General features: G+C 40.4%; 21 protein-coding genes and 1 riboswitch. Of the genes, 16 read left to right on the top strand and 5 right to left on the bottom strand.

Annotated elements, in window-relative coordinates; all coding sequences use genetic code 11:
- Positions 1-84 precede the first annotated feature (84 nt).
- The 11 genes from BLV55_RS13010 (at position 85) to BLV55_RS12960 (ending at position 12,681) form a co-directional block, all read left to right on the top strand.
- Positions 85-945: a substrate-binding periplasmic protein gene (locus BLV55_RS13010; RefSeq protein ID WP_093315164.1), complete on the top strand. Its 861-nt coding sequence runs from the start codon at positions 85-87 to the stop codon at positions 943-945.
- 141 nt (positions 946-1,086) lie between these two features.
- Positions 1,087-2,670 (top strand): response regulator, encoded by a 1,584-nt coding sequence (locus tag BLV55_RS13005; protein ID WP_093315162.1) that lies wholly within the window; start codon positions 1,087-1,089, stop codon positions 2,668-2,670.
- 18 nt (positions 2,671-2,688) lie between these two features.
- Positions 2,689-4,035, top strand: coding sequence for a sensor histidine kinase (locus BLV55_RS13000; RefSeq protein WP_093315160.1), 1,347 nt, complete (start codon positions 2,689-2,691; stop codon positions 4,033-4,035).
- Positions 4,036-4,054: 19 nt separating this feature from the next.
- Complete coding sequence (locus tag BLV55_RS12995) at positions 4,055-4,306, top strand: hypothetical protein (protein ID WP_093315158.1); 252 nt, start codon at positions 4,055-4,057, stop codon at positions 4,304-4,306.
- Positions 4,291-4,860: a type 2 periplasmic-binding domain-containing protein gene (locus BLV55_RS12990; protein WP_093315156.1), complete on the top strand. Its 570-nt coding sequence runs from the start codon at positions 4,291-4,293 to the stop codon at positions 4,858-4,860. Before BLV55_RS12995 ends, BLV55_RS12990 begins: the two co-directional genes overlap by 16 nt.
- Positions 4,861-5,165: 305 nt before the next feature.
- The gene (locus BLV55_RS12985) at positions 5,166-7,166 is read left to right on the top strand and encodes a methyl-accepting chemotaxis protein (RefSeq protein ID WP_093315154.1); all 2,001 of its coding nucleotides are present in this window, start codon (positions 5,166-5,168) and stop codon (positions 7,164-7,166) included.
- Positions 7,167-7,229: 63 nt separating this feature from the next.
- Positions 7,230-7,421, top strand: a riboswitch (cobalamin riboswitch).
- 149 nt (positions 7,422-7,570) lie between these two features.
- Entirely contained in the window at positions 7,571-9,181 is a 1,611-nt protein-coding gene (locus BLV55_RS12980) for an ABC transporter substrate-binding protein (protein WP_093315152.1), read from the top strand.
- Between the two features lie 2 nt (positions 9,182-9,183).
- Complete coding sequence (locus tag BLV55_RS12975; protein ID WP_093315150.1) at positions 9,184-10,137, top strand: ABC transporter permease; 954 nt, start codon at positions 9,184-9,186, stop codon at positions 10,135-10,137.
- The gene (locus tag BLV55_RS12970) at positions 10,134-10,970 is read left to right on the top strand and encodes an ABC transporter permease (RefSeq protein WP_093315148.1); all 837 of its coding nucleotides are present in this window, start codon (positions 10,134-10,136) and stop codon (positions 10,968-10,970) included. The genes BLV55_RS12975 and BLV55_RS12970 overlap by 4 nt, the downstream gene beginning before the upstream one ends.
- A gap of 15 nt (positions 10,971-10,985) precedes the next feature.
- The gene (locus tag BLV55_RS12965; protein ID WP_093315146.1) at positions 10,986-11,918 is read left to right on the top strand and encodes an ABC transporter ATP-binding protein; all 933 of its coding nucleotides are present in this window, start codon (positions 10,986-10,988) and stop codon (positions 11,916-11,918) included.
- On the top strand, positions 11,911-12,681 hold the full coding sequence (locus tag BLV55_RS12960) for an ABC transporter ATP-binding protein (RefSeq protein WP_093315144.1): 771 nt from the start codon (positions 11,911-11,913) through the stop codon (positions 12,679-12,681). Before BLV55_RS12965 ends, BLV55_RS12960 begins: the two co-directional genes overlap by 8 nt.
- A gap of 17 nt (positions 12,682-12,698) precedes the next feature.
- On the opposite strand, the gene BLV55_RS12955 is transcribed toward BLV55_RS12960, so the two are convergent.
- The 3 genes from BLV55_RS12955 to BLV55_RS12945 all read right to left on the bottom strand — a co-directional run bounded on the left by BLV55_RS12955 (position 12,699) and on the right by BLV55_RS12945 (position 17,145).
- Positions 12,699-14,105 carry a hypothetical protein gene (locus BLV55_RS12955; protein ID WP_093315142.1) on the bottom strand — a complete coding sequence of 469 codons (1,407 nt, stop codon included), beginning with the start codon at positions 14,103-14,105 and terminating at the stop codon, positions 12,699-12,701.
- Between the two features lie 15 nt (positions 14,106-14,120).
- Positions 14,121-14,885: a nitroreductase family protein gene (locus BLV55_RS12950; protein ID WP_093315140.1), complete on the bottom strand. Its 765-nt coding sequence runs from the start codon at positions 14,883-14,885 to the stop codon at positions 14,121-14,123.
- 262 nt (positions 14,886-15,147) lie between these two features.
- Positions 15,148-17,145: a methyl-accepting chemotaxis protein gene (locus BLV55_RS12945; protein WP_093315138.1), complete on the bottom strand. Its 1,998-nt coding sequence runs from the start codon at positions 17,143-17,145 to the stop codon at positions 15,148-15,150.
- Positions 17,146-17,767: 622 nt separating this feature from the next.
- Between BLV55_RS12945 and BLV55_RS14815 the strand changes: the two genes are divergently transcribed.
- The 5 genes from BLV55_RS14815 (at position 17,768) to BLV55_RS12920 (ending at position 23,906) form a co-directional block, all read left to right on the top strand.
- Positions 17,768-18,829 carry a transposase gene (locus BLV55_RS14815; protein WP_242870129.1) on the top strand — a complete coding sequence of 354 codons (1,062 nt, stop codon included), beginning with the start codon at positions 17,768-17,770 and terminating at the stop codon, positions 18,827-18,829.
- Between the two features lie 120 nt (positions 18,830-18,949).
- Positions 18,950-20,863 carry a sigma 54-interacting transcriptional regulator gene (locus BLV55_RS12935; protein WP_093315136.1) on the top strand — a complete coding sequence of 638 codons (1,914 nt, stop codon included), beginning with the start codon at positions 18,950-18,952 and terminating at the stop codon, positions 20,861-20,863.
- A 171-nt stretch (positions 20,864-21,034) separates the two neighbouring features.
- The gene (locus BLV55_RS12930; protein ID WP_093315134.1) at positions 21,035-21,322 is read left to right on the top strand and encodes a UxaA family hydrolase; all 288 of its coding nucleotides are present in this window, start codon (positions 21,035-21,037) and stop codon (positions 21,320-21,322) included.
- 30 nt (positions 21,323-21,352) lie between these two features.
- Positions 21,353-22,510 carry a UxaA family hydrolase gene (locus tag BLV55_RS12925; protein WP_093315132.1) on the top strand — a complete coding sequence of 386 codons (1,158 nt, stop codon included), beginning with the start codon at positions 21,353-21,355 and terminating at the stop codon, positions 22,508-22,510.
- A 436-nt stretch (positions 22,511-22,946) separates the two neighbouring features.
- Positions 22,947-23,906, top strand: coding sequence for a 2-keto-3-deoxygluconate permease (locus BLV55_RS12920; protein ID WP_093315130.1), 960 nt, complete (start codon positions 22,947-22,949; stop codon positions 23,904-23,906).
- An 827-nt stretch (positions 23,907-24,733) separates the two neighbouring features.
- Here the strand turns inward: BLV55_RS12920 and BLV55_RS12910 are convergent.
- Complete coding sequence (locus tag BLV55_RS12910) at positions 24,734-25,339, bottom strand: class I SAM-dependent methyltransferase (protein WP_093315124.1); 606 nt, start codon at positions 25,337-25,339, stop codon at positions 24,734-24,736.
- A complete protein-coding gene (locus tag BLV55_RS12905; protein ID WP_093315122.1) occupies positions 25,339-25,869 on the bottom strand; it encodes an ECF transporter S component in 531 nt (176 codons plus the stop codon). Before BLV55_RS12905 ends, BLV55_RS12910 begins: the two co-directional genes overlap by 1 nt.
- Positions 25,870-25,879: the final 10 nt, after the last annotated feature.

Below are 25,879 nucleotides of genomic sequence, written 5' to 3'. Positions count from 1 at the left end.
GAAGAATCTTTTGTTGAGGGTCTTTAACACGCTTGAACGATCTTTGAACTCCATCATTCTAAGCCGTAAAAAGGGGGCGTATTGATGTTTTATCAATCATTTTTTTCACCAGTGCGGGTGCTTTTACTGTGTAGTATTCTCCTTATCACAGGATGTGGTCATCCGGACACTATCCATGAGGAAAATAATGAGATGGCTTCAGAGCAGGATAGTGCTGAACAGGATCAAAAAGATGATAAGGATAATCAGAATACTCACGTTGATCAGGTTATCCGAATTTTAGGAGAAGAAGATTTTGCTCCCATTTCTTACGAAGAAGATGGGGAAATAAAAGGCATCAGTCCGGATGTTATTCGTGAAGTTTTTGACCGAATGGATCATGAAATATCCATAGAACTTCTTCCTTGGGCCAGAGTTCAGGCAAAAGTTGCGGAAGGTGAAGCTGATGCTTTTTTTAGCCCTTATTTTACAGAAGAAAGAAATCGTGTCTATCTGTTCCCGGAAGAGCCTCTCCTTTATGAAGAAAATGTCTTTTTTGTTCCTGCGGATTCTGACATCACCTTTGATGGCACTTTAGAGAGCCTCCGCCCATATACCATCGGAACGATTCGTGGGTATATCTCCCTGCAAAAATCGGACCCAGACAATATCCTTACCATTGATGACCGTTCTGCTTCCACAGAGCAAGCTATCGAAAGGCTGATTCATCATCGTGGCATCGATCTGTTTATGAACACTAATTATATTGTGTGGAACACATTGCAGGAAATGGAAAAAACCGATAAGGTCAAGGAACTTTCGCCTCCCTTAGATTCCTTTGCTGCCTATCTGGCCTTTACCAGAAAAAAAGATTATGCGGATCTGGCAAAAGAATTCGACCTAATTCTTCAAGAAATGAAAGACGATGGAACTTATCAACGCATTCTAAATACATATACTAAATAATAGACAAAGGGGCAAGAAAAACGTCACTTTGTCTATTATTTCAAAAAACTTTTAACTTTCAATCCTTTAAGGGTATAATGTTGAGATAGAACACTTTTCAACCTCGCCAGATGTACTTACAAAACCCAAGGAGGGATCATCGTGAATAAAAAACCAGGCTTGGAGGATAGCTATTTTGACTTGGATTTCCTAAAAGACGATCAAGAAAGTACCATTGCTGAATCAACGTCCCCTAAGGGTACCTATAAAATCATTATTGCTGATGATGATGAAGATGTTCATACGGTCACAAAGCTTCTCCTAAAAGGCTTCTGTTTTGAAGAACAAGGTTTGGAATTTATCCACACTTATGATGAAGACAGCACCAAAAAAGCCTTAACTGAAAACAAACATATTGCCATTATTCTATTAGATGTGGTGATGGACACAAAAGACACCGGCCTTCGCGTGGTAGAATTTATTCGAAATGAGTTAGGCAACTTTAATACACGAATCATATTGCGAACAGGCCATCCTGGCGAAGCACCGGAAGAAAAAGTGATTACAGATTACGATGTGAACGATTACAAGCTAAAAACCGAGTTAACCAAACAAAAATTATTTACCAGCATTTATTCGGCTCTGCGTTCCTATCGAGATATTACTTTATTGGAAAAAAACAAAACCGCTCTGGAGAGAATTGTAAAAGTAAGTAATAAACTCTTTTCGCAAAATTCTTTAGACGATTTTTTGAGCACTTTATTAGATGAGCTGGAAATGTTTTATCTAAAATATAGCGAGCCGGATTCCCATTGTGAGCATTTAAAGCCGGAAGGGTTTATTTATGAAAAAACAGGTGACGACTATCGGTTAATCACCGCCACCGAAAAGTATAAACATCATATCAACAAAGACCTGTCAACAATTGAGGAACTGAAAGATCTTTATATTGTAATGAAACATCTACACCCAGACAATAACAATATGATTTTCTTAGAGCATGGGTTTCTTTTTTATAATAAAGGCCAACGTGGCACCCGTTTTTATTTTTTTGTAGAAACCGTAGAAGGTGTCTACGACTATCATATTATTCAACTTTTCCTTAATAATTACGCCCTTGCTCTAGACAATTTTCACTTAAACCAGTTGGTTGTCCGAAATCAAGAAGCCATTATTTTCACTTTGACCGAAACCATTGAACGTCATAGCCACGAAACCTCCAATCATGTCCGAAGAGTATCGAGTATGATGAAAGAACTCTCTCTTTTATATGGACTTGACGAAACCGAAACCGAAGACATTCGAATTGCCAGCGCCCTCCATGACATTGGTAAAATTGGCATTGGTGATGCCATCCTTCAAAAACCTTCCAGGCTCACCGTTGAAGAGTTTGATAAAATAAAAGATCATACCAGGATCGGTTACAACATTCTCAAAAATGTCGATTATTATCTCTTTAAAATTGCCGCAACCATTGCCCATTACCATCATGAAAAATACGATGGTACCGGTTATCCGCAAGGATTAGCAGGTGAACGTATTCCTCTCTACGGAAGGTTGATGGCAGTGGTGGATGTTTTCGATGCCCTTGTTAGTAAGAGATGTTATAAAGAAGCCTGGGCTTATGAGGACGCCATGGATTATCTTAAAAGTCAGGCTGGCACCCATTTTGATCCCGAAATAGTAAGGATTTTCACAGATAACAAGCGTCAATTTATCGATATTGTAGAAAAAAACAAGGAATAGCCGTAGGGAGGGATTCTTTTGAAAAGTCTTATTGATCGAATACCTGGAGCTATCAGCAGCAAGAGGGAGAATCTTTTCTTGAAAACAGCCTTTTTACTCATTATTATTCTTTTTACGATTTCGAATATCGTGAGTTTTTTATCTGAATATCGAAGCCAGATTTATCAATTAGAAAATGAAATTGATAGCATCGTCGAACTGTCTGAAAATACACTTTCCAGCAGTCTATGGGCTTTTGACCGAGGCACCATCACTTCTACAGGAAATGCCTTAAAAAACAATCAGCATATGATTTTAGTACGCATAAGCGATTTTAATGAACGGGAAGTTTTTTATCATCAAGTTTCTGAGGACCCTATTCCAGAGGAACATATGATTTATCGTTCTTCTATCATTAGTTATAGTTCTCGTCCTATCGGAATCCTTGAATATGGCTATACCCCTTTTTACATTCAAAAAGAACTTCGTCAGGCACTTTTTAGAAATATTGTCCAGTTTTTGATTATCCTTCTATTGCTTTGGCTGATTTTTATTAAGACCTCCAAAGGCATCATCAAAGAGCTAGAAGAAAGGGTTGAAAAAAGAACCCAGGAACTCCAAGCCGCTACCAATCATATTATTCAAATGGATAAAATGGCTTCTCTTGGAGAAATTGTTGGTGGGGTTGCTCACGAAATCAACACTCCCCTTGGAGTCTCTTTATCCTCTCTTTCTTATATCAATTCCATTCATCAGGATATGCTTCAGTCTCTAAAGGATTCCACCATGACCAAAGGAGACTTAAAAAATTATTTTGTTGAAATGGAAGAAAGCTTGGAAATCTTAGAGAATAATCTTAATAGAAGTGCTGACTTGGTTCAAAGTTTTAAGCAAGTGTCCATTGATCAAAAGGTTGATCAATTGGATTCGGTCAGCCTTTATCCTTATTTCGAAATGATTATTAAAAGCCTCAAACATGAATATAAGAATGGCAATCATCGAATCGATCTGATTGGAGAAAAAGAAATTAGTATCAATACCTATCCCGGTGCTTTATCACAAATCATTTCAAACCTTATTATGAACTCTATTAAACACGGTTTTGGAGATACAACAAACGGAATCATTACCATTGAACTTAAAGCAGATAAAGACGATGTCACCATCCTTTATCAAGATAATGGTCAGGGAGTAAAGGAAGAAGATCAGCCTAAAATATTCGATATGTTTTATACCACCGACCGAAAAGGAGGAGGCAGTGGCTTGGGTTTAAGCATTGTTTATAATCTGGTGCATCACAAACTAAACGGAGAGCTCCATTTCAGCAGTGAGCCTGATCAGGGAGTTTTATTTGCTATTCTCCTTCCTAAACAACAACCATCCTAATAACCAGGAGGTGTCTTAAATGTTACGAAAAAGTGCTTTTATGATAGTTTTTCTCAGTGTTATGGTTATCCTTTTCCTAGGGTGTAACAATGCTCAGCATGAGCCCTCTCCAGAAAAAGTATCGGATAAAAAGCTTCCCAAGCACCATCGGCCTACCTTCCATCTGATCACAGCCGATCTGCCACCTTTTTGCATCGAAGCGACGAATAGCGGGATCCTTGTTGATTTAGCCAGAGAAGTGGCAAAAAAGCAGAAATGGATTTTCTGGTAGAATTCCAACCTTGGTCAAGAGCCCAGGAAAGCGTCAGCGAAGGGAAAAATCTTTTCATTCTACCTTTAGGCAGAATCGATGAAAGAGAAGAGCATTTTGTATGGATCAGCGAAATCATTGATTACGATATTTCGTTTCTTTCAACGGATGGTGTTTCTCATACGCTGGAAAGTGCAAAATCCTTGGAAAATGTGATGGTGCAGCAAGGGACCACCTTCGAAGAATTTCTGTTCGCTAATGGTTTTACGAATGTATGTGGATCACCCGATACCAAGGCTAACGCTGAGATGCTTTACAATGATAGAGGTCAAGCCTGGTTGATTCCTGAATGGGAAGGACTCTGGATTTGGAATCACAAAGGATTTGATCAGGAAATTAACCTTGGGCCGCCGGTTATGAACACTATTGCATGGCTGGCCGCCTCAAAAGACAGCGATCCAGCTTTGATTGATACTGTTTCCACTGCATTAGAAGAAGTGCTGGAAGAAAACCTGTTGGAAGCTATTGTGGCGACCTATACTCAGCCCAACGAAGAATCCGAGGAACAGGAATAAGGTGTCTCACAATCCTCTCTCCCACCTCTTGTCAACCCATGGATCTTTCACGTGAACCGAGAAAAAAATGATCGATAAAGGACCCCTGCAATTTTATCCAGCATCCGCCAAAATTACGTTATCCTTAAAAAAAGGTACTAAAAGTTCCTATATCCGGAACTCTTAGTGCCTTTTTTTATTGACGCTTCTGTCCCTATTTGCTATGATAAGAAATTGGAGTGTATCTCCAACAAATAAGCAAGAAAAGAGGTGAACTTTTTCATCCATCCATTCTAATACAGTGAAGACAGACAGGAGGCATCATAATGAAGTTTAAAGGTAAATTAACAGCGGTCCTTTTAATTGCGTTTGCTGTAATGATTGCTGCTACTTCTATGATTGGTTATTTTAATGCACGAAATATTTTAGAAGAAGGTGTTTATGCCGATGGAGAAGCTGAGGCAGAGTCTCTGGTACAGTATATTGAAGCCTGGCTCGGACAAAAGGTAGCTTCTGTAGCTACTTTAGCCGGAATCGTAGAAGATCCTTTTATCATGGACAGATTATTGGAAGAGACTCTGGAGTCCGATTACTTAAAACCTACAGGTTTTGATGAGGACATGGTGCATTACTACCTGGGTTTTGTGGATGGCACCTTTATTACCGGTAGTGGCTGGGTTCCACCGGAGGACTATGACATGACCCACAGGCTTTGGTATATGGAAGCAAAGCAAACAGGTAAACCAAGCGTTACAGAAGTATATCAAGATTTGAATACCGATCAATATATGGTTTCTGCCACAGCACCCTTTTATGATAGCAACCAACAGTTTACCGGTGCCGCTGTCAGTGATATTTATTTAGATACATTAACCCAAACCATTGCTGAAGTAGAGATAGGCGAATCTGGTTATGGTTTTCTCGTTTCCCAAGATGGAACGGTTCTAACCCATCCTTCTGAGGAATTAATCAACACCAATTTTAATGATCATTCTTTTTTTGACACCATCTATCAGGAAGCCGTAGAAAAAGAAAGAGGTGTCCAGCATTACCGGGAAGGCGGCATGAATAAAATTCTTTTTCATCAAAAGGTAGCTTCTACTGGCTGGGTTTTGGGGGTTGTTCTTGATGAAGACGAGGTCTACCAGCCACTAATTAGTCTTCGGAATCAGTATATGCTTATTGGCGGTCTGGGAATGCTACTTGTCATCCTGCTGTCTGTCGGCATTGCACAAAAAACCGTAGCTCCTATTAAACATATTTCTCAAGCAATGGACCGACTAGCTCAGTATGATCTAACAGAAAATCAAGCTCATGCAAATGATTCCTTTCAGAACCGAACAGATGAGATTGGCGATATGACCCGCTCCTTGATCACCCTGCAGGAAAATTTTGCAAAGTTGGTAAAAGACATCAAAGGTCATTCCCAACAATTGGCTACTTCAGCAGAGGAATTGACAGCTACCAGCCAACAGTCTTCCACCGCTTCCCAGGAAGTGGCAAAAACCATTGAAGAAATCGCCAAAGGTGCAACAGATCAGGCGCAAAATGTGGAAACGGCTGTACAGAATGTAACTGAAATGGAAAATTCCCTCACCCAAAATAAGGAATATGTGCTTTCCGTTAAAAATATTACCGAAGAAATCCAACAACAAAAGGATAAAGGCATCGACGTAATGGATAAGCTGTCCGCCACCATGGATCGAAGCGGTCAGTTGATAGGCGTCATGAGCGAAGCCGTTCAAAGCAACCAGGCCAGTGCCGATAAAATCGATAATGCCAGCAGCATGATTCAGGCCATTGCCGATCAGACCAATTTACTGGCACTAAACGCTGCCATCGAAGCCGCCAGAGCCGGTGAGCAGGGTCGAGGATTTGCGGTGGTTGCTGAAGAAATCCGAAAACTGGCGGAAGAGTCAAACACCTTTACTGGCGAAATCAAAGGCATCATTGAAGAACTTAAAGAAAAATCCCAGACAGCCGTGCAGGCAATGGGTGAAATCAATGAAGCACTGAGTATCGAAAGAGTTAGTAAAGACGAAACCGAAACACAGTTTTCTAACATTGCCGATGCCGTAGAAAAAGCCGGTATCCTGGTAGAGAAACTGACAGCCTCTAGCAATACCATCGAAACCAACAAAGATCATCTGGTTCAGATTATGGAAAATCTATCGGCTATTTCAGAAGAAAATGCAGCGGGAACAGAAGAAGCTTCTGCTTCCGTCGAAGAACAAACCGCTTCTATGGAAGAAATTTCCAGTGCCACAGAGGTCTTATCTGATATGGCCGCCAAAATGGATACCGCCATGTGGGTATTTAAGCTGTAAGCATCCGCTTAAATACCTGGCCGCCAGTTCCATCCCGTTGACAGGATCTTTCATAAAGGGTACACTATTATCATCTTTTCAGGTGCCCTTATCCTCAACAGGATACAAGGGAGAATAGGAAAACTGGTGAAAAACCAGTGCGGACTCACCACTGTAAGCGAAGACGAATCCCTAAAGTGTCACTGGAGAAATCTGGGAAGACTGGGAGGAGAATGATGCGCGAGCCAGGAGACCTGCCTTGAAAAAGACGACGCAGAACCTTTGCGTTTTTTTTAGGAAGACTTAAGATGAGAAAGTCTCTTAGTAGCCATGCTAAGGGGCTTTTTTGATGCCCTTAGCATGTAGTAGCATCCTCCATCTCCACTCTTAAAAAGAGAAAAAAAGACGAAAGAAGGGAATGTACCATGATGAAACAAAGAAAAGAAATATTATGGACCGTGATGTTTCTCGGGCTTATGAGCTTTTTACTCTTAGCCGGATGCCATGGCGGATCAACGGATGCTGATTCGGATACCTCACAGGAAGTTGAACTCACTCAGGAAGTTGAAAAGGATCTCTATGAAAAAGAGGTTGTGTTGGCTGGTCCAAGAGATGTCGCCCCAGGTCCGGAGGATGCTTTTTACATGAGCTCCATTTTATCCGTATGGGAACCTCTGGTAGCCATCGGACCCGATCAGCAACCAGCTCCTAAGCTGGCAACCCATTGGGAACGCAACGAAGATGCTACGGAATGGATTTTTCACCTAAAGGAAGGTGTCACTTTTCATGACGGTCATTCTTTTGACGCGGATGCGGTCATTGCCAATTATGATCGCTATTCAAACATGCATGGAAAAAGTTCCTCCTTCTACACCTTCCATTTCGATGCTGTATATCCCCATTTTGAATCCATCGAAAAAATAGAGGACCATCAGGTGAAAATGATTTTCTCAGAACCTTTTGCCTTGCTTCCTTATAATATGGCTAATTTTGGCAGTGCCATGTATAGTCCGGATTCCTTTGACGAAACAACGGATTTTACGACGATTGCTCAGGGAACAGGTCCTTTCAGGCTGGTGGAACATGAAAGGAACCAATATGTAAAGCTGGAAGCCAACGAAGATTATTATGGCGAAAAAGCTCAGGTGAAAAATATTCAAATTCGAATTATTCCAGATCCACAGACTCGATTTGCTGCCTTAAAAGCCGAAGAAATCATGGGCGTTTTAGATTTGGGCGCTTTAACACCAGAATTAACCAAACAGTTATTGGACGATGATCGTTTTGCCCTTTCTTACCAGCCATCAACCATTTCTCATTACTTGTCTTGTAATGGAACACGGTTTCCTTTTAATGATCCGAAGATGAAAAAAGCCCTTAGTTTAGCCATTGACCGAGAACTGCTGGTGCAAGAGTTTTATAACGGTTATCCAGAACCTACCGTCAACATTCTCAACGCCGCTTCTCCCTTTGCTAAACCCATTTCTCCAGTCTATGATCCAGAAAAAGCCAAGACCTTGGTCACAGAAGTCCTTGGTGATCAAACACCGGAACTTGAAATTATTGTTCCTTCCTGGGCCTTAGACCGGTACCCTTATAAAGAACAGGCGGAATACCTGCAATCCGTCTTATCGGAACTTGGCTTGCCTTCCAGCATCAGCATCATGGATGGTGCCGCTTTTCGAGAGCGTCAGTCACAGGGAGACTTTGATATCTCTTTGCATATTCAAGGATTGCCAGATCTAAACCCAATGACCATTTTTAACCGATTTATGCACAGTGAAGGAAGTACCAATATTGCTTATAGTTTGGGTTTTTCCAATGAACGTGTAGATGAATTGCTGGCTCAGCTAGCTGTTGAAACAGAGCTGGATCTCATCAAAGAAGCCGTTAATGAATTACAAACCATTTCTGCCGAAGATATTTCCACCCTGCCGATGTTTCATGATGTAACCTTGGCACCGCATCATAAATCCCTTAAAAATTATGAAGCTACCGTTTATGGAGTGGATTTACCCGGCATTTCCTGGAGATAGCCATGACCTATGCCCTTCCTTATGCTTTGAAAAAAATAGTATTGGCCCTGCCGGTTTTAATCGGAGTTTCGGTAATTGCCTTCCTGCTGGGCGTGGTCGCTTTAGGTGACCCGGCCCGGGAGGCTTTAAGTGCCGACGGAGTGAGTACCCCTACTCAGGAGGAAATTGACGTAAAAAGAATAGAACTGGGCCTTGACCAGTCATTAGGCAAACAATACCAGCAATGGATCGGGGGGATTCTTCAGGGAGATCTTGGTACCTCTTTTATGACGAACATCCCCATTGCTGAAGAATTCCGGGATCGACTGCCTAAAACCTTGGCCTTGTCCATTTCAGCCCTTCTCCTGGTCATCTTTCTTTCGATTCCTTTGGCGGTTCTCATGGCCGTCTATCAACATAGCTGGTTTGACCATATAGGCAGGCTCTTCAGCCTGCTTCTCATTTCAACCCCCGGATTTTTGGCCGCCATTCTGCTCATGATGTTCTTTTCTGTTCATCTGCGTTGGCTGCCTACCAGTGGCTATGGGACATTTTCCCACTTGATCATTCCTTCCTTGGTACTAGCTTTCGGAACCAGTGGGGTGATTATGCGTGTCAATCGGGCAACCTTACTGGAAGTGTTGCATAAAAATTATATCTTAAATGCCCATGCCAAAGGACTAACCAAAGCTTTTGTGCTTTACCGGCATGCTTTACGAAATTCTCTACTTCCTGTCATAACCATTATTGGCAACTATTTTGGTAGTATCCTCGGTGGATCCGCCATTGTAGAAACCATTTTTGCCATTCCCGGTGTTGGCCGTTATGCCATAGAAGGGATTATGAGCATGGACTATCCTGTGATTCAGGCCTATGTCCTTTTTACTGGTGTAGTTTATGTCCTTTTTAACCTGTTGATTGATCTTTCCTATATCCTCATTGATCCACGAATTCGCCTTGGTGGTGATCAAGGATGAAGCAAAACACCTTTGGAAAATGGATGAATTCTTTGGGAATCCTTTTTCTCCTTTTACTCATTCTGATGAGCATCACCGCTGAATGGATTGCTCCTTACGATCCGGTACAAGTGGATATGAGTAATCGCTTACAACCTCCTTCGAAGGAGCATCTGATGGGTACAGATGCCATGGGACGGGATGTGCTTAGCCGCATTATTTATGGCGGCAGAACTTCTATGATTTTAGCCACCGTCGCTTCCAGTGGCACCATGATCATTGGTTTGTTTTTTGGAATTCTTGGTGGTTATTTTGGTAAATGGCTGGACGAAATCATTCAGATTTTTGTAAAGATTTTTCAGAGTTTGCCTCCTCTAAGCTTTATGCTGGCTATTGCTGGCATATTAGGACCCGGCTTCCAGAGTATCTTAATCGCCAGCTTAATTGTTTCCTGGGCCGACTTTTCTAGAGTGGTGCGAGCTGAAATCTTAAAAATACGAGAAGAAAGTTTTGTGGAAGGTCTTCGAGTCCTTGGTGCTGGTCATGGGTATATTATTTTCAGGCATATCCTGCCCACCATTATTGGCCCTTTTATGGTGCTTTTTACCGCTCAGGTCGGCCGAACCATTATTGCGATTGCCTCTTTAAGCTATCTGGGTTTAGGCCTTCAACCACCTCAGCCAGACTGGGGTGTCATGATCTTTGATGCAAAAACCTATATGCGTACCGACCCTCATCTGATGTACTTTCCTGGCATTTTTATCATTGGATTTTGCTTCTCTGTCAATCTGTTGGGCGATGCACTTCGAGACTTTTTTGATACCTCCGAAAGAAAGGATCAACCCTTTCTTTAGAAAGGCTGAGATCTGATGAATAACCGTATTGACGTAAACCATCTACAGGTGGCATTTCAAACAAAAGAAGGGCTGGTAAAAGCCGTTAACCATTTATCCATGTCTTTCGAAAAAGGCAGCGTCACCGCAATGATAGGTGAAACAGGCAGCGGAAAATCCGTGCTGGGACTTTCCCTTCTTCAACTACTGCCTGAGAATAGCCTGGTTTCCGGCGAAGCTTTCTATGAAAACCAAAACCTTCTTATGATGAAAGCTTCTGAAATTCGAAAAATACGAGGACAAAAAATAGCTCTTATTCCTCAAAATCCTGATACCTCCCTGAACCCACTTCTCAAGATCAAAAGACAGCTTCGGGAAGTAGTAGCTGGGAAGCATCGCCAAAATCTTAAAGCTGGTATCCTTGAAGAACTAAAACGATATCATTTCACAGATCCGGAAAGAGTGGCGGATGCTTACCCTTTTCAGCTAAGCGGTGGAATGAAGCAACGAATTTTAGCCGCCGCCGCAACCATCCGACAACCAGAATTTATCATTGCCGACGAGCCTACCAAAGGCTTAGATGTACTGCTTCGCCATGAGGTATATCATATTTTCCAGCAAATGAAGCAAGATACCCATATCGGCTTTTTACTGATTACCCATGACCTGATTTTTGCCAATCATATTGCCGACCATCTGCTGGTTTTATATGCTGGCGAAATCGTGGAATCCGGACGGACACAGGATCTTTTTTCCCAACCCTTTCATCCTTATACAAAAGGATTTATTGAAGCCCAACCTTATAAAACATTGACACCCATTCCCGGCATGCCACCCAGTTTAATCCATTTACCGACAGGATGTGCTTTTCACCCTCGATGTCCACACAAAAAGCCTCTGTGCCAACAGGAAAAACCACCGTTATTTTCTGTAAACCACCGGAAAGTGAGATGCTTCTTATATGCTTAAATTAACAAACGTTACAAAGACCTATGGTCGCAGCTGGCCTTTTTCTCAAAAAATCACACCGGTCCAAGAAGTCTCTTTTTCCCTTCATGCCAAAAAAACCACCGGATTGGTCGGTAAAAGCGGTTGCGGAAAGTCCACTTTAGCCAGATGCATTGCCGGTCTTCAACCCATTGACAGCGGCCATATTGTATACCAAGACGTATCCCTTAACCAACTCAGTTTTAGAGAGTGGCTCCCCTACAGAAGAAAAATCCAGATGGTTTTTCAGCATCCGGATACAGCCTTAAACCCTAAGAAAAAAATTCTTGAAAGCCTAAAAGAACCTTTTCGCCTCCATCGAATCCTCCCGGAAAGAGAAGCTGTCCAAAAGATTCGGGAAAGCCTGGCCTTCTTTGGTCTGACAGAAGACATTTTATCCCGATATCCACATCAGGTCAGCGGTGGGCAAATTCAGCGGGTGGCACTCCTAAGAGCCTTATCTTTACAACCAGAGTTGCTGATTCTTGATGAACCCACGTCCATGCTGGATGTTTCTGTACAGGCGCAGATGATTCAGTTATTGCAAAAAATACAACGGGAGTTTTCCCTTTCCATGCTGTTTATCACTCATGATATTCATCTGATAAACGCTATCAGTGATCATCTTTTAATCATGAAAGAGGGTCGTATCCTTGAACAAGGATCCACACAAACTATTTTTTCAAACCCAGTCCATTCCGAAACCAAAAAAATAGCCGAATCTTTAAAGATAGGGCTATTTTAAAGGTTCTAAAGAGTCCATTACTGAAATAACTTATCCAGACTCATATGCTTTTCCAGTTCCGAAAACCACAACCGCTTATAGGTATCATTTTCCTGTTCTTCTTCCTGCCATTTTAAGTGAAGTCCGGATCCACCTATGACAAACTGATCAATATCTTCGGGTGCTGTGTCCACAATATCGGATAAGGCTACGGTTACTCCCTCTCCTTCCAACATGTTTTTCAGGTTTTCTCTTTCTAATCCCTCCAAATCAATGGTGACAAATTCTTCCTTAAATTGATATGCACCCTCTTCCGTTGTATAGGTTGCAGAGATGGAAAAACTTAAGAAATGATCATTCATAAAGTAAAAAGAATTAGCCATAATGGCTTCTTCTGGCAGATCCATAGAACTTGCGATCTCATTAATCAAGTGATTGACGGCTTTTTCCTTTTCTTGATCCTGAGGAAAATGAAGATACCTAAGATCCCCAAGGGATTCTCCTCCCTCTATAGGTTCTTTCACGATTTGAGCCGATCCGTTTACCCCAAAGATATGAACATTTTCGATGATCTCATATAATGTCATGCTGTCCGTAGCTTCTGCTTCTTCCAGGGATTGTACCAACTTGGCAAATCCGCTATCCGGATACGCTGATGCATTATTGACCAATAGCTGATATAGCTCGTTGTCTTGATGAATAAAGGTTTCCATATAACTGCCTTCCGGCCCAACAAATAAGGCGGCTATCTGACGATTATAAAGCTGCTTTAACTGCCAGGTTAGGAAGGAAACTTCTTTGGATTGAATCATTTTTTCTGTTTCGATCATATCTTGGATGATTTCTTCGTAGTTTGTATCTTGTCTGCCATATCGATGATTTTGCATTTTATCCTTTAGTATAATCCAACGGGAAAACCTTTGGGTTACAGCCTCTTCGTACTGTTTCAGGGCTTCCCAGTCGGTTTCTACCGCTGGAGTATCTCCGTATCGAACCACCGTCAAGTAGGCATCCACCAATTCCTGATAATCCCTCTTAACCTCTTCCTCTTCAATGTCTACTATCTTTTCTGGTGTTAACTTTCCTCCCATGGTTTGATTTAAGGCTTCCATATAGGCCTGGGAATAAATTTTTTGATGAAAGCGATTCTTCAAGCCAGCCTGATGCAGTACCAGTTTTTCGATCATCATTTCCATTTCCTGTGCCGATGCTTCGGCACCATGTTCTCTGATAAAAAGGCCTATAGCCGCTGCACTGTTTTCTTGCTGCTCCAGCACCTGTTCCCATTTCTCCATCAAATCCGGGCTGAAGCCTCCTGGTGCTTCTTCGCTTATTACTGTCTCCTGCTCTGTAGAAACTGGTTCTGTTGGTTCTGTTGGTTCTGTTGGTTGGCATCCAGTGGTAAAAAGAAGGATTGTGATTCCTATCCATAAACGTTTTTTCATGATATTCCTCCAGCTTTATTTATTTTTCTTGAAACTTGCTGAATACGTATATTCGTAGTTGGGAAGCGTTGGTTCTTTTTCAGCCCTTTCACGAAAGAGATGTACTTCGTATCCTTCTGCCAGGCCTGCAAGCCACAAGTGGCATAGTCCTATGCCCATGTCGATTCGATTAATCTCTTCGTAGAACATGGCTTTCAGTTTTCCTTTTTTGACACAAAAGGCGTGCAAGTTATTTTCTTCTTCCACCAAAAACCAGGGCTGACTATTTGTGGCGGAAGGTGCTAGTCGTAGAGCTTCCACCACAGAGCTAAAATGATTTCCCCGATAGATCTCTTCTCGTTTTTTACGTTTGAATTCGGTTGTTGATTGACGATGAACTGGTTCAGCCGTCGGCCCGATGGCCAGTGCAATCACATAGTTCATTCCATCTTTTCCTACTGCTTTTTCCGTCGGTTTTCCTAAGCCCAGCCAGCAAGAGCCAATGCCCATAGCCGATAACATCAAATCCACTTGTTGCAACAGAAAACCAGCATTTTCCAAGTTGTTTGGTTTTTCTTCAGAGTAAATCAGCACATAATGTGGTGCTTTTATGGCCAGCAGGCCTTTCATCGAATCTGCATCCATGATCTTAATCTCTGTTTTAATATCACTTTCCAGTGGTGTCAGCCCTTCCATAGCTTCTAAAATGGATTGAATCCTTTCTTCTTTCAGTCCTTCCTGGATAAACTTTCTACTGGATTTTCGCTTAAAAATCCATGAATAATAGGTTTCCTGCATCATATGGTTCCCTCCTTCTTTTCTTCTCTTATTCTTCTCTTTTTTCTTCTCTTTTTTCTTCTCTTATTCTTCTCTTATTTCTTAAGCATCCTGTTTATCAGAATCTGATGACTACCACCTCTAAGAATCTTGTTTATGATCATTATACCTTATAGGAATTTATTCGTGAAAGGAAAGTTTTTTAATCAAAAAACTCCCGACATCCTATCAGGAGTTGTCGGGAGTTGTCGGGAATTTTTGATTGTCAAATGATAAAAACAGATAGCTACATCTTAAACTGAGAAACAGATGCTTGCATCTCTTGTGCTAGGCGTGACAGTTCTTCACTGGTATTAGCAATTTGATCCATTGCCGCTGTCTGCTCCTCTACAGAAGCAGAGGCTTCTTCTGTCCCAGCCGCATTTTCTTCTGAAACAGCCGATAGGTTTTCAATAACCGCAATGATCTCATCTTTTTTTCTATTCATTTCTTCTCCAGATTTGTTAAGATCTCCGATGACCGACACCATGCTGGCAATGGATTTATCAATGCCATCGAATTTCTCATTGGTTTCATAGATCCCTTGAGTTTGATCTTTGGTTATTTCACTAACAGACTCCATCGTCTTAACCGCATTGCCGGTTTTTTCGGTTAATTTTTCTATAACAGACGCTATTTCTTCTGTAAACCGATTCGATTGTTCCGCCAGTTTCCGAATTTCTTCAGCTACCACAGCAAATCCTCGGCCAGCTTCACCAGCTCTTGCAGATTCAATCGCTGCGTTCAGTGCCAATAGGTTCGTCTGTTCTGCAATGCTTTTAATCATCGTGCTGGCATTTTGAATCTGATACGCACTATCGTTGGTTTCAATAATAACCTGATTTACTTCCTGGGTCGCCTGGCGGCTTTGTTCTGTTTTAGTAACTACTTCCTGAAGCATTGCTCTCCCTTCATTCTTCAGCTCATCGCTCTTTTTGGCTGAATCGTTGAGGGTATGCATATATTGCTGATTAGACTGGATCATTTGATCTAAACCGTGAACATGACTGGCACCATTTTCCGTATCTTTTGCCTGATCCACTGCTCCCCGGGCTATTTCTTCTATTGTTTTGGCTACTTCATTGGCCGCTGTAGCCGATTGATTACTGGTAGCCGTAAGCTGTTCTGAAGATGCCGCCACATTTTCAGCGCTTTCTGAAATGCGTTTAATCAGGTTGCTTAGATTCGTCTGCATGGTTGTTAATGCTTTGGTAATTTCTCCAATCTCGTCTTTTCGCTCGGCATATTGGTTGGCAAGACTGTTTTCCTCGATGGTTAAATCATAATTAGATAATTTCCTAATCATTCTTGAAAGTTCTTCTATAGGCTTGGAAATACGAAGGCTCATTCGATATCCAATCAAAGCAGCAACCAGAAAGATTCCTAGTAATAACAGCCCTAAACTTCTAAGGGTCGAAGTAACTTCGTTGGTAATAATGGTAGGATCGATGGTTGTAATAACCTGCCAGTCAATATGGTTTACATCGCTGGCAATCATAAATTCACGAACACCATTTCTTTCACCGACTGAAAATCGGTCTGCATCCGCTCTTAGCCTTTCATCGGGAAAAGCATATAATTCATCCAAATGGGTTACATGATCCACCGTGATTAACGTATCATCTGGATGAGCTACTAAGGAACCCGTGGTTTCCATCAAAAATACGGACATATCCTTAGAAACATTGGCTTCACTAATCATCGCCGTCACCGTTTTAATATCAATATCGGCGCCAACCACCCCGATTAAGCGGTTTGAATCATCATACACCGGCATGGCGGCGGAAATAATCATAGCTTCGGTAGTATCATCGATATAAGGCGAGGTAAAGATGGTCGAAGCTTCCTCTACCGCCTCCACATACCAGGGGCGTTGTGTCCAGTCCCAATCCGAATCAGGTATCCAGCCATCTCCAGATATAAACTCACTTCCATCTTCATATCCGAAATAAACAGCAATAATGTCTTCATCCCGCTGTGTTTGCTTTGTGACATACTCCAAAGGATCTACGTCATTTTGGATCAACTGAAAGACGGTTTCTCCGGATTCTTCCAGGTATACCATTTTTTCGGTTATAAAGTTATTCACATCAATAACAGAAGTAGAAGCCATTGAATCCGACAATTGGTACTGTTGATCCTGCACCAACTGACGTACGATTCGACTTCCTGTAAAGCCTACGGCTAAAAAACTCATCAGCAGAATGAAAATAATCATTAATGGAAACTGCTTTTTGATCGACATAAGAACACTCCTTCAGACTCTTTTGAGTCATTCGCATTTATTGCCTATTTTTTTGAATATTCTTTTCATTTAAGTAGCTAAAACATTCTAAATACGCAATATTTTTTCTATTGTATCATATATTTTTTGTTATACAATATGCCAATAGTATGTTTTTCATGGGGGCTGCCATGCAGGCACCTGCCTTCCGGCGAGGACAGGAGTTTTGGGAACAGCATCCCCAAGGTCTTGAATTTGCTCTTTGCTGATCTACTCGATGCATAAATTACCAAAATGATTTGCTATCTTTTTTCAATTTGATGCTTGACTTTTCATGGTTGGTCTTTCTGACTTTGGTTATTGGCCGAAATTTAAGAATAGTATATTCGCAAGTCCTTATCTATAAATTATTCCGATCTTTCTTCTAATAGATTAGCAATCCGTCTAAGAATTGGTTAAAATATGGTTAAGGTGTCAAAAATATTTTTCGTACCCAACCGCCTACCATAAAGTCCTAAACACTTACAGAAACAGTTTTTTTAGTACACTTGCAGAAAGTCTTAAAAATATTGAAATATCAACCTTTAACGCCTTGTTTATGGTATAATTGAAGCACCTCAACAGATTCGGAAAGGTGGATTCTATGGCGTTCAAATCCAATGATGTCCAACAAAATAATATGAAAGATGCATTACTCAATCTCCCGCCTCGTGTAAAAGAATTTGTTGAGAAATCCTGGACCGCCGGTTTTTCTGATATCGTATTCCCTGTGATTAACAAAAAGCGGTTTGCCGTTCTTTACAGCGACAATCCAGCTTCGCGGCCTAACACGCTTGTTAATGCCATTATTGGCGCATTAATCATTAAAGAACTGTTCGGCCTAACAGATGAAGAACTACTGGAGTCCATCCTGTGTGATATACGGTTTCAAGTAGCGTTGCGAACCACCAGCTTTCAGGAACAACCCTTCAGCGACCGTACCATCAGCCGGTTTCGAGAACGACTATACCATTACGAGTGCAATACTGGTGAGGATTTGCTGAAAGATGAAATGATCCATTTAAGCGAAGCCTTTCGAAAATTCCTCAAGATCGAACCTACATTAAAGCGAATGGACAGCTTGATGGTCGCTTCTGGAAGCAAGAAAATGAGCCGGCTGGAGATTCTATATACCTGCGTGGCCAACCTGGTAAAGCAACTTGACAAAGAAGGCGAAACAAGTCTGAACCAAAACTTGCAAGCCTACCTGAAAGAAGAACATAAAAACCAGGTAATCTATCACCAGCGCCATGAAGACATGAACCAACGCCTGTCCGCGACCATTGAAGATGCTAAACAACTGATGAACCTGATCTCAAAAAAACACCAGCACACAGAAGCCGGTTCTCTACTGATCCGGGTAATGGAAGAACAGACCCACACCAATAACAGCGGAATCATCACAGCTAAACCTAAAAAAGAAATTACGCCTCAGAGCTTACAGAACCCTTCCGTGCTACGACGCAAATACCACGTTGACCAGATGCCTGTCCGTGGCTTTCTGCGCTCAAAAATGTGGTTCGCGTTTAAAGTGGCAGCCATCAACGTTAAAAGAGTATTGAAAAAGGCGATGCAGGGGCGTTTACTTACTGATTTTTCTCGTAATACGCATAGTTTTTGGAGAAAACTGAGCTCGCTTCAACAATTAGACCAATTGACTGCTTAAAAATGGACGTTTTAGCATTCTAACCAATATTAACTTTAAAAAGAACTCCTAAACTAGTATTTAAAACTTCAATTAAGTAATTTTCATAACTTTATGCTAAGACTCTAATATGCCAGAGAGGTGAGGAAGCTGGAAAAGATTTGTTTTATCGCTCCTTATGAAGAGATTTTTAAACTAACAGAAAAAGTTTGCAAAAAAACAAAAACTAAAATTACCATTAAAAGAGGTAACTTAGAAGAAGGTATTGTTCCAGCAAAACAAGCAGAAATGAGTGGCGCTCAAGTTATTATTAGTCGTGGAGGAACAGCATCTATTATTAGGCAAAATGTGAGTATTCCTGTAGTTGAGGTTAGAGTAACGGGTCATGATCTCTTAAAAAGTCTATATCCTTACCGAAAGAATGAAAGCATTATCGGAGTAGTAGGTTATAAAAATGTTGTAGAAGGTTGTCAGACTATCAGTGAAATTTTAGAGATACCGATTCAAGAAATTATCATTCCTAATGATGAAGCTAAAATAGACTGGCTTCATGTTGAAAACAAAGTAAATGAGTTAGTTTCTATCCATAAAATAGAGGCTCTTGTTGGAGATACAACAATAATAAGCAAATTACCATCGCTTAATATTGCCGTAAAGTTAATTACATCAGGGCAAGAAGCCATAATCCAGGCTATAGAAGAGGCTATTCATATTTCTAGTGTTAGAGAAACAGAAAAAGAAAAAAGAAAAAGATTTGAAGCAGTATTAGATTTTGTTAATGATGGAGTCTTAGCAACAGATGAAGAAGGTACTATTACGGTTATTAACCCGATAGCTGAAAAAATTTTTGGAATCAAAAAGGAAGAAGTTATAGGACATCCTGTGACGAGTATCATTTCCAATACCGAAATAATGAACGTAATCAGGAAGAAAAGTGGAGATATTCAAAAAATTCAAAAGGTAGGCAGTGGTCATATTGTGACTAATCGCATACCTATCATGGTGAATGGAACTGTTAAAGGTGTTGTGGCAACCTTCCAAGATGTTTCTGCTATTCAAGGCGCAGAACAAAAGATTCGTCAAAAACTTTATGCTAAAGGTTTAGTTACAAGATACAACTTTAAAGATTTTATAACGAAAAACAAAAAAATGAAACGACTCATAATAATCGCACAAGACTTTGCTAAAACCGATGCTACGGTTCTTATTTGTGGAGAAAGCGGTACGGGAAAAGAAATACTTGCTCAAAGTATACATAGCTTAAGCTCGCGAAAAGATGGTCCATTTGTTGCTGTGAACTGCGCGGCTTTATCATCACAATTGTTAGAAAGTGAACTTTTCGGTTATGAGGAAGGTGCTTTTACAGGAGCGAAAAAAAGTGGGAAAATAGGACACTTTGAGTTAGCTCACAAAGGGACTATTTTTTTAGATGAGATGGGAGAAATGGATAAAAATCTTCAGGCAAGACTTTTGCGTGTATTGGAAGAGAAACAGATCATGCGTTTAGGTTCTGATAAAATAATTCCAGTTGACATTAGAATTATTGCTGCTACTAATCTAGATCTAAAGGCACAAGTAAAACAAGGAGCATTTAGAATGGATCTATATTATCGTCTTAATGTACTAAAGTTGCAGACAATTCCTTTGAGAGAGCGTCAAGAAGACATTGCTTATTTATCGAAGTGTTTTTTAAGATCTATTAATCAAAAATATGGTCGTCAAATAGAGGGATTTTCGGAAGATGTCATGCCATTGTTAATACAACATACTTGGCCGGGAAATGTAAGGGAGCTAAAAAATATTATCGAAAGATTAGTACTATCAGCAAAAGGTGATTATATTACTTTACGGGATGCAGAATTTTTGGTGGAAGAATTAAAAAACGATTTTATAGGTGAAAACAAAAATGACAGCGAATATATATTAGAAGGAACAATGAAAGATATAAAAAGAAAGGTAATTACAAAAATTCTGAAGGAGGAGGGCGACAATAAAAGCCGCACAGCAAGGCGCCTAGAATTGGACCGTTCTACGGTTGATAAATACTTAAAGTGATTAATTAAGCAGCGCTGCTGCTTAAAAAAACCACACATTTGTGTGGTTTTTTTATGTCAGAAAATAAAATTTATGGAAACCCTTGATATGGCTGATTAAATACTTGATGGCATGAATTTTGCTATATAAATAAGTGGATAAAAAATTAAATCTCAAGGAGGATGAATGCGCATGAAAAAACAAGCTGTTGTGATTACAGCGACGGATAGCGTTGCTACAGCTACCGTTGATTTGAAGAAAGGTGAGAATGTAAGGATGTTTATAGGTGAAGAAGTATTAGAAGTGGTAGCAAATGATAATATTCCTTTTGGACATAAGCTCGCTATAAGAGATGTTGCTGTAGGGGAACACGTTCTTAAATACAATGAATCCATAGGGAAAGCTACAAAAGAAATAAAAATTGGAAATCATGTACATGTTCATAATGTTGAAAGTGCACGTGGAAGAGGAGATTTGTAAACTACTAATAGAATATGGAGGTATTATCTTATGGAATTTAATGGTTATAGGCGTTCAGACGGAAAAGCAGGTATTCGAAATTATGTACTATTATTACCAACAAGTGTTTGTTCAACACAGGTAGCAACTGAAATTGCTACCAAGGTAGAAGGATGTACTATAATAAACAATCAGTTTGGCTGTTGTCAAGTAGCGGGAGATGCTAAATTAACCTATAAGACATTGGTAAATGCAGGGAAACACCCAAATGCGGGTGCGGTCATTGTTGTTGGTTTAGGTTGCGAGGGAGTTGAGCCTCATAAAGTAGCAAAAGAATTAAAAGAAACAGGAAAACTTGTTTCTACAGTTGTTATTCAAGAAGAAGGTGGTACTTTGGGAGCTTTTGCTAAAGGATGTGAAATAGCCCGTGAATATGGGCAAATACTTTCTCAGCAGACGAGAGAAAAAATTGATGTTAGTGAACTAATATTAGGAATTGAGTGTGGTGGGTCAGATACAACTTCTGGACTTGCTTCAAATCCAGCCTGTGGTATTGCATCTGACATTTTAATAGATAAGGGTGGTACCTCTATGCTCTCTGAGACTACTGAACTAATTGGAGCAGAACATGTTTTGGCACGTCGAGCTGTAAACGAAGAAGTTTCGCAGAAATTATTAGATCTTGTACGTGACTGTGAAGAGAGAGCGAAAGCACTGGGGGAAGATATAAGAGGGGGACAACCCACGCCGGGTAATATTGTTGGAGGATTAACGTCTATTGAAGAAAAATCATTAGGATGTATTCACAAAGCTGGTTCAGCTCCTGTACAAGATGTATTACAATATGCAGAAATTCCAACTCAAAAAGGGTTGCATGTGATGGATACACCAGGGCAAGATATTGAATCAATATCAGGGATGGTCGCAGGTGGATCGCAAATTATTATATTTACAACGGGTAGAGGAACGCCAACTGGAAATCCGCTGGCGCCAGTTATTAAAATTACTGGGAATAACAATACGTTCGAAAGAATGAAGCCAAACATAGATATTAACGCTGGAGAAATTATAGCTGGCACAAAAACAATTGAAGAGGTAGGACAAGGTATTTTTGAAGAAATAATAAGTGTTGCAAATGGTAAACATACAAAAGCGGAACAATTGGGCCATAGAGAGTTTTCAATATATAAGAGCGCACCAACTTTTTAATTAGAAGGAAAAGACGACATTGGAAGGTCGTTATTTATCTGGTAACTGATTAATGACAAAGTGGATAACCTATTATGATATCTTTGTAAGGTGACAATAGTTTCAAAGTTAGCTAATGTTGGCATGGTGAATTAACTTGATAAATATTAAGAGATGACAAAAATTGTTGGGATATTACGAATTTGATTCAATAAACCATGCCAACACATAAAAGCTAGGAGTCTATTACGCAACTTCAAGACGTGTCATAAAAGATTCACAAAATTCAAGAAACTAAGTGCTGTATTTTGAAATTTCAGAATGTTCCACGTTGAAGACATAAATAAAGAGTTATCGAACTTCAATGGTGTTGACTTAATTTAATAGGCACGCTAGATTATTCGGCTTTAGATAACATACGAAAAGGGTTAATGAATGAAAGGGAGGTAAAAACCTGGTGAAAATTAAAAAATCTATTGAAAAAGTTCCTGGAGGGCTAATGGTAGTCCCACTTTTGGTAGGTGCCATTATCAATACCTTTTATCCAGAGGTATTAGAAATTGGTGGATTCACTACAGCTATTGCAGGAGGTGCTATGCCTATTTTGGGAGTGTTTCTATTTGTTATGGGCTCTCAAATGAAATTCAATGCTGCACCGAAAGCTTTAAAAAAAGGTTTTAGTATTACCATAGGAAAGTTTATAGCGGGTGTATCTACTGGATTAATAGTTCAGCACATTTTTGGAGAAAATGGTTTTCTTGGTTTAGCGCCTTTAGCGATTATTTCAGCCATGACTAATACTAATGGTGGTCTTTATGCTGCCTTAACTGGAGAATTTGGGGATGAAACAGATGTTGGAGCAATTTCAATCATCTCAGTTAACGATGGGCCTTTTTTTACATTAGTTGCACTAGGGGCTGCTGGAGCTGCACAAATTCCATTTATGACGCTAGTAGCCGTGGTATTACCCATCGTGCTAGGTATGATCATCGGAAACTTAGATGAAGAAATGAGAAGTTTTTTAGGGGCTGGCGGTAGTATGCTTATACCATTCTTTGCTTTTGGACTGGGTACAGGAATTAACTTCAATATGTTAGTGCAAGCTGGTGTTCCTGGTATTGTTTTAGGGTTAATGACCGTTGGGATTACAGGAGGTGTTTGTATTTTATCAGATAAAGCTTCTGGAGGATCAGGAGTCGCTGGTGCTGCAGCATCTAGTACGGCTGGAAATGCTGTAGCTACACCAATGGCTGTGGCATTAGCAGATCCAAGCTTGCAAGCTACTGCAGAGATCGCCACAGCACAAGTCGCAGCTTCTGTCATTATAACTGCTTTATTTGTTCCTGTACTAACAACATATGTAGCTAAGAAAAACAAAAGAGATAAGAAAAATAAGCCAAAAGAAGTTGTTGTTTAAATATATGATTATTAGAAAAGCTCCTTACCATAAAGGTGGGGGCTTGTTTAAATACTGCGTAGTCATAGAAAAAAACTATAATCCAGAAAATTTCTGAAGCTTCTAGAGAGGGGATCAAGGAAGCTACTATCAAATACGATAAGCTAGTTGGAGCCACCAAAGCTGCACAAGTTTTCGGGTACAACTTAGAAAGTGTATTTAAATATCTCATTGAAGATTGAGCTTATTGCGAAGCTTGATGCTGCTATTACAAATCAGTCTTAAAACAAATTCACGCTCTAATGGACAATAACAGTTCTGAGAAGTTTATTAAGCAGATTCGTTTTCTTAACTCAATTTTTAGTGTCGGTTTCCTCTAAGTTGTAACTAACATGTGCGAGATTGATGTTTTCAGTGCGTTCAAAAACCAAAGCAGTTATTAGCTTGTTTTGGCCTGGACCCTTCCGCTAATCAACTAAGAAAGTTTACCGCAACGGAAGTTCATATGTCAAAGCGTGAATATCGTATTGCCAGAAGAGTTATCTTTGCCGTTACCTTGGCTAGTATTAGAACTAATCGCAATGGCTGCATAATCATTCAGTCATACGCTATTTAAGCCTTAGTTGCAATACTTTTACTGAACTTGTAGTTGTTATTATCGCCTTTTTTCAAGAGACAAAAAATGATCTATCTCTTTCCGATACTTCTTTCTCCCTCTCACTCATTATACCTTATAGGAATTTATTCGTGAAAGGAAAGTTTTTTAATCAAAAAACTCCCGACATCCTATCAGGAGTTATCGGGAGTTGTCGGGAATTTTTGATTGTCAATGGAATGGAACTTCTCCTTTACTCCGTATTACGTAGCATCACCACGAAGTACTCGGAGGAGTCAATAACATGTTCTTTTTCTAAGCCAACTTCTTTCCCGAAAGCAGTCAATGTTTCTTCTGAAGGAAGTCGATCTTCTGCCACGATGGTCGCGGCCTGTTTTTTATGGACGCCGTTAATTTCTTCCCGGCTGTTACTATGCGCAATGGTAAGGGTTCCTTTTTCTTTAAGGTGCTTCTTCATCTGATGGATCGCTTCTTCTTTGTTCTCAAAATGAGGGAACATGGAGTAACAGATAATATGATGAAAGGTTTCGTCTTCCAGGTCTTCCAGCACATTTCCTCTTCGGTATTCTATCTGTGGATCTGAATATTTCTCTTTTGCTCTTTTTATCATTTCTTCCGCCAGATCCATAGCAAGAATCCATCCTTCCCCTTGCAGTTTCTCCAAAAGATATGGTGTTAGAACCCCTGTACCACATCCCACGTCTAATATTCTATCTCCTTTTTGAATGCCTATGGTATCAAGAATGGCAGAAATTTTTTCAGGATTATGAACCACCTGTTGATCCCAGGTAGCCGCTTTTTCATTAAAAAAAGCTCTTTCTTTTTCTGTTTTCGTCATTACCGGTACCCCACTTCTTTTTTTCGCAGAGATATAATACCTATCACGGAAGGGATAAAGATAAGCTGAATCAGAATTCCCGGAATTCCTGTAAGAATGCTTCCAGAAAGAAAGAGGATTGGTCCCGGCAGAGCAACCGCAAAAAACCAGCTGAGTCCCCACACCGTAAAGCCTGCCACCATTCTTCCGGCAACCATGCTGATGCATAGGGCCGGAAGAAGCCTTCTGTTTTTTTGATAAACTAAATGGCTGGTTACAAAGCCGTAGGTTGCCAGTTCCATCATCATAATCGGCATCATCGGAAAAAGAGGAGGCATGCCGGTCAACATACTGCTAATGAAGGGAGTTAAAAACCCAACGACTCCGGCTAAATAGGGATTGAGCATTATTCCGGCAAAAAACACTGGTAAATGCATGGGAAGGAAGACCGGCCCCGCACCTCCCACCGCATGAAAAGCTATGGGCAATACCACTCCGACGGCTATTAGCATGGCACCCCAAACGAGTTCTCTTGTGTTTTTATTGTTCATGATGATCCTC

It is taken from the genome of Tindallia californiensis (assembly GCF_900107405.1).
Lineage (GTDB): Bacteria > Bacillota > Clostridia > Peptostreptococcales > Tindalliaceae > Tindallia > Tindallia californiensis.
This window is presented reverse-complemented; position numbering and strand designations above follow the sequence as displayed.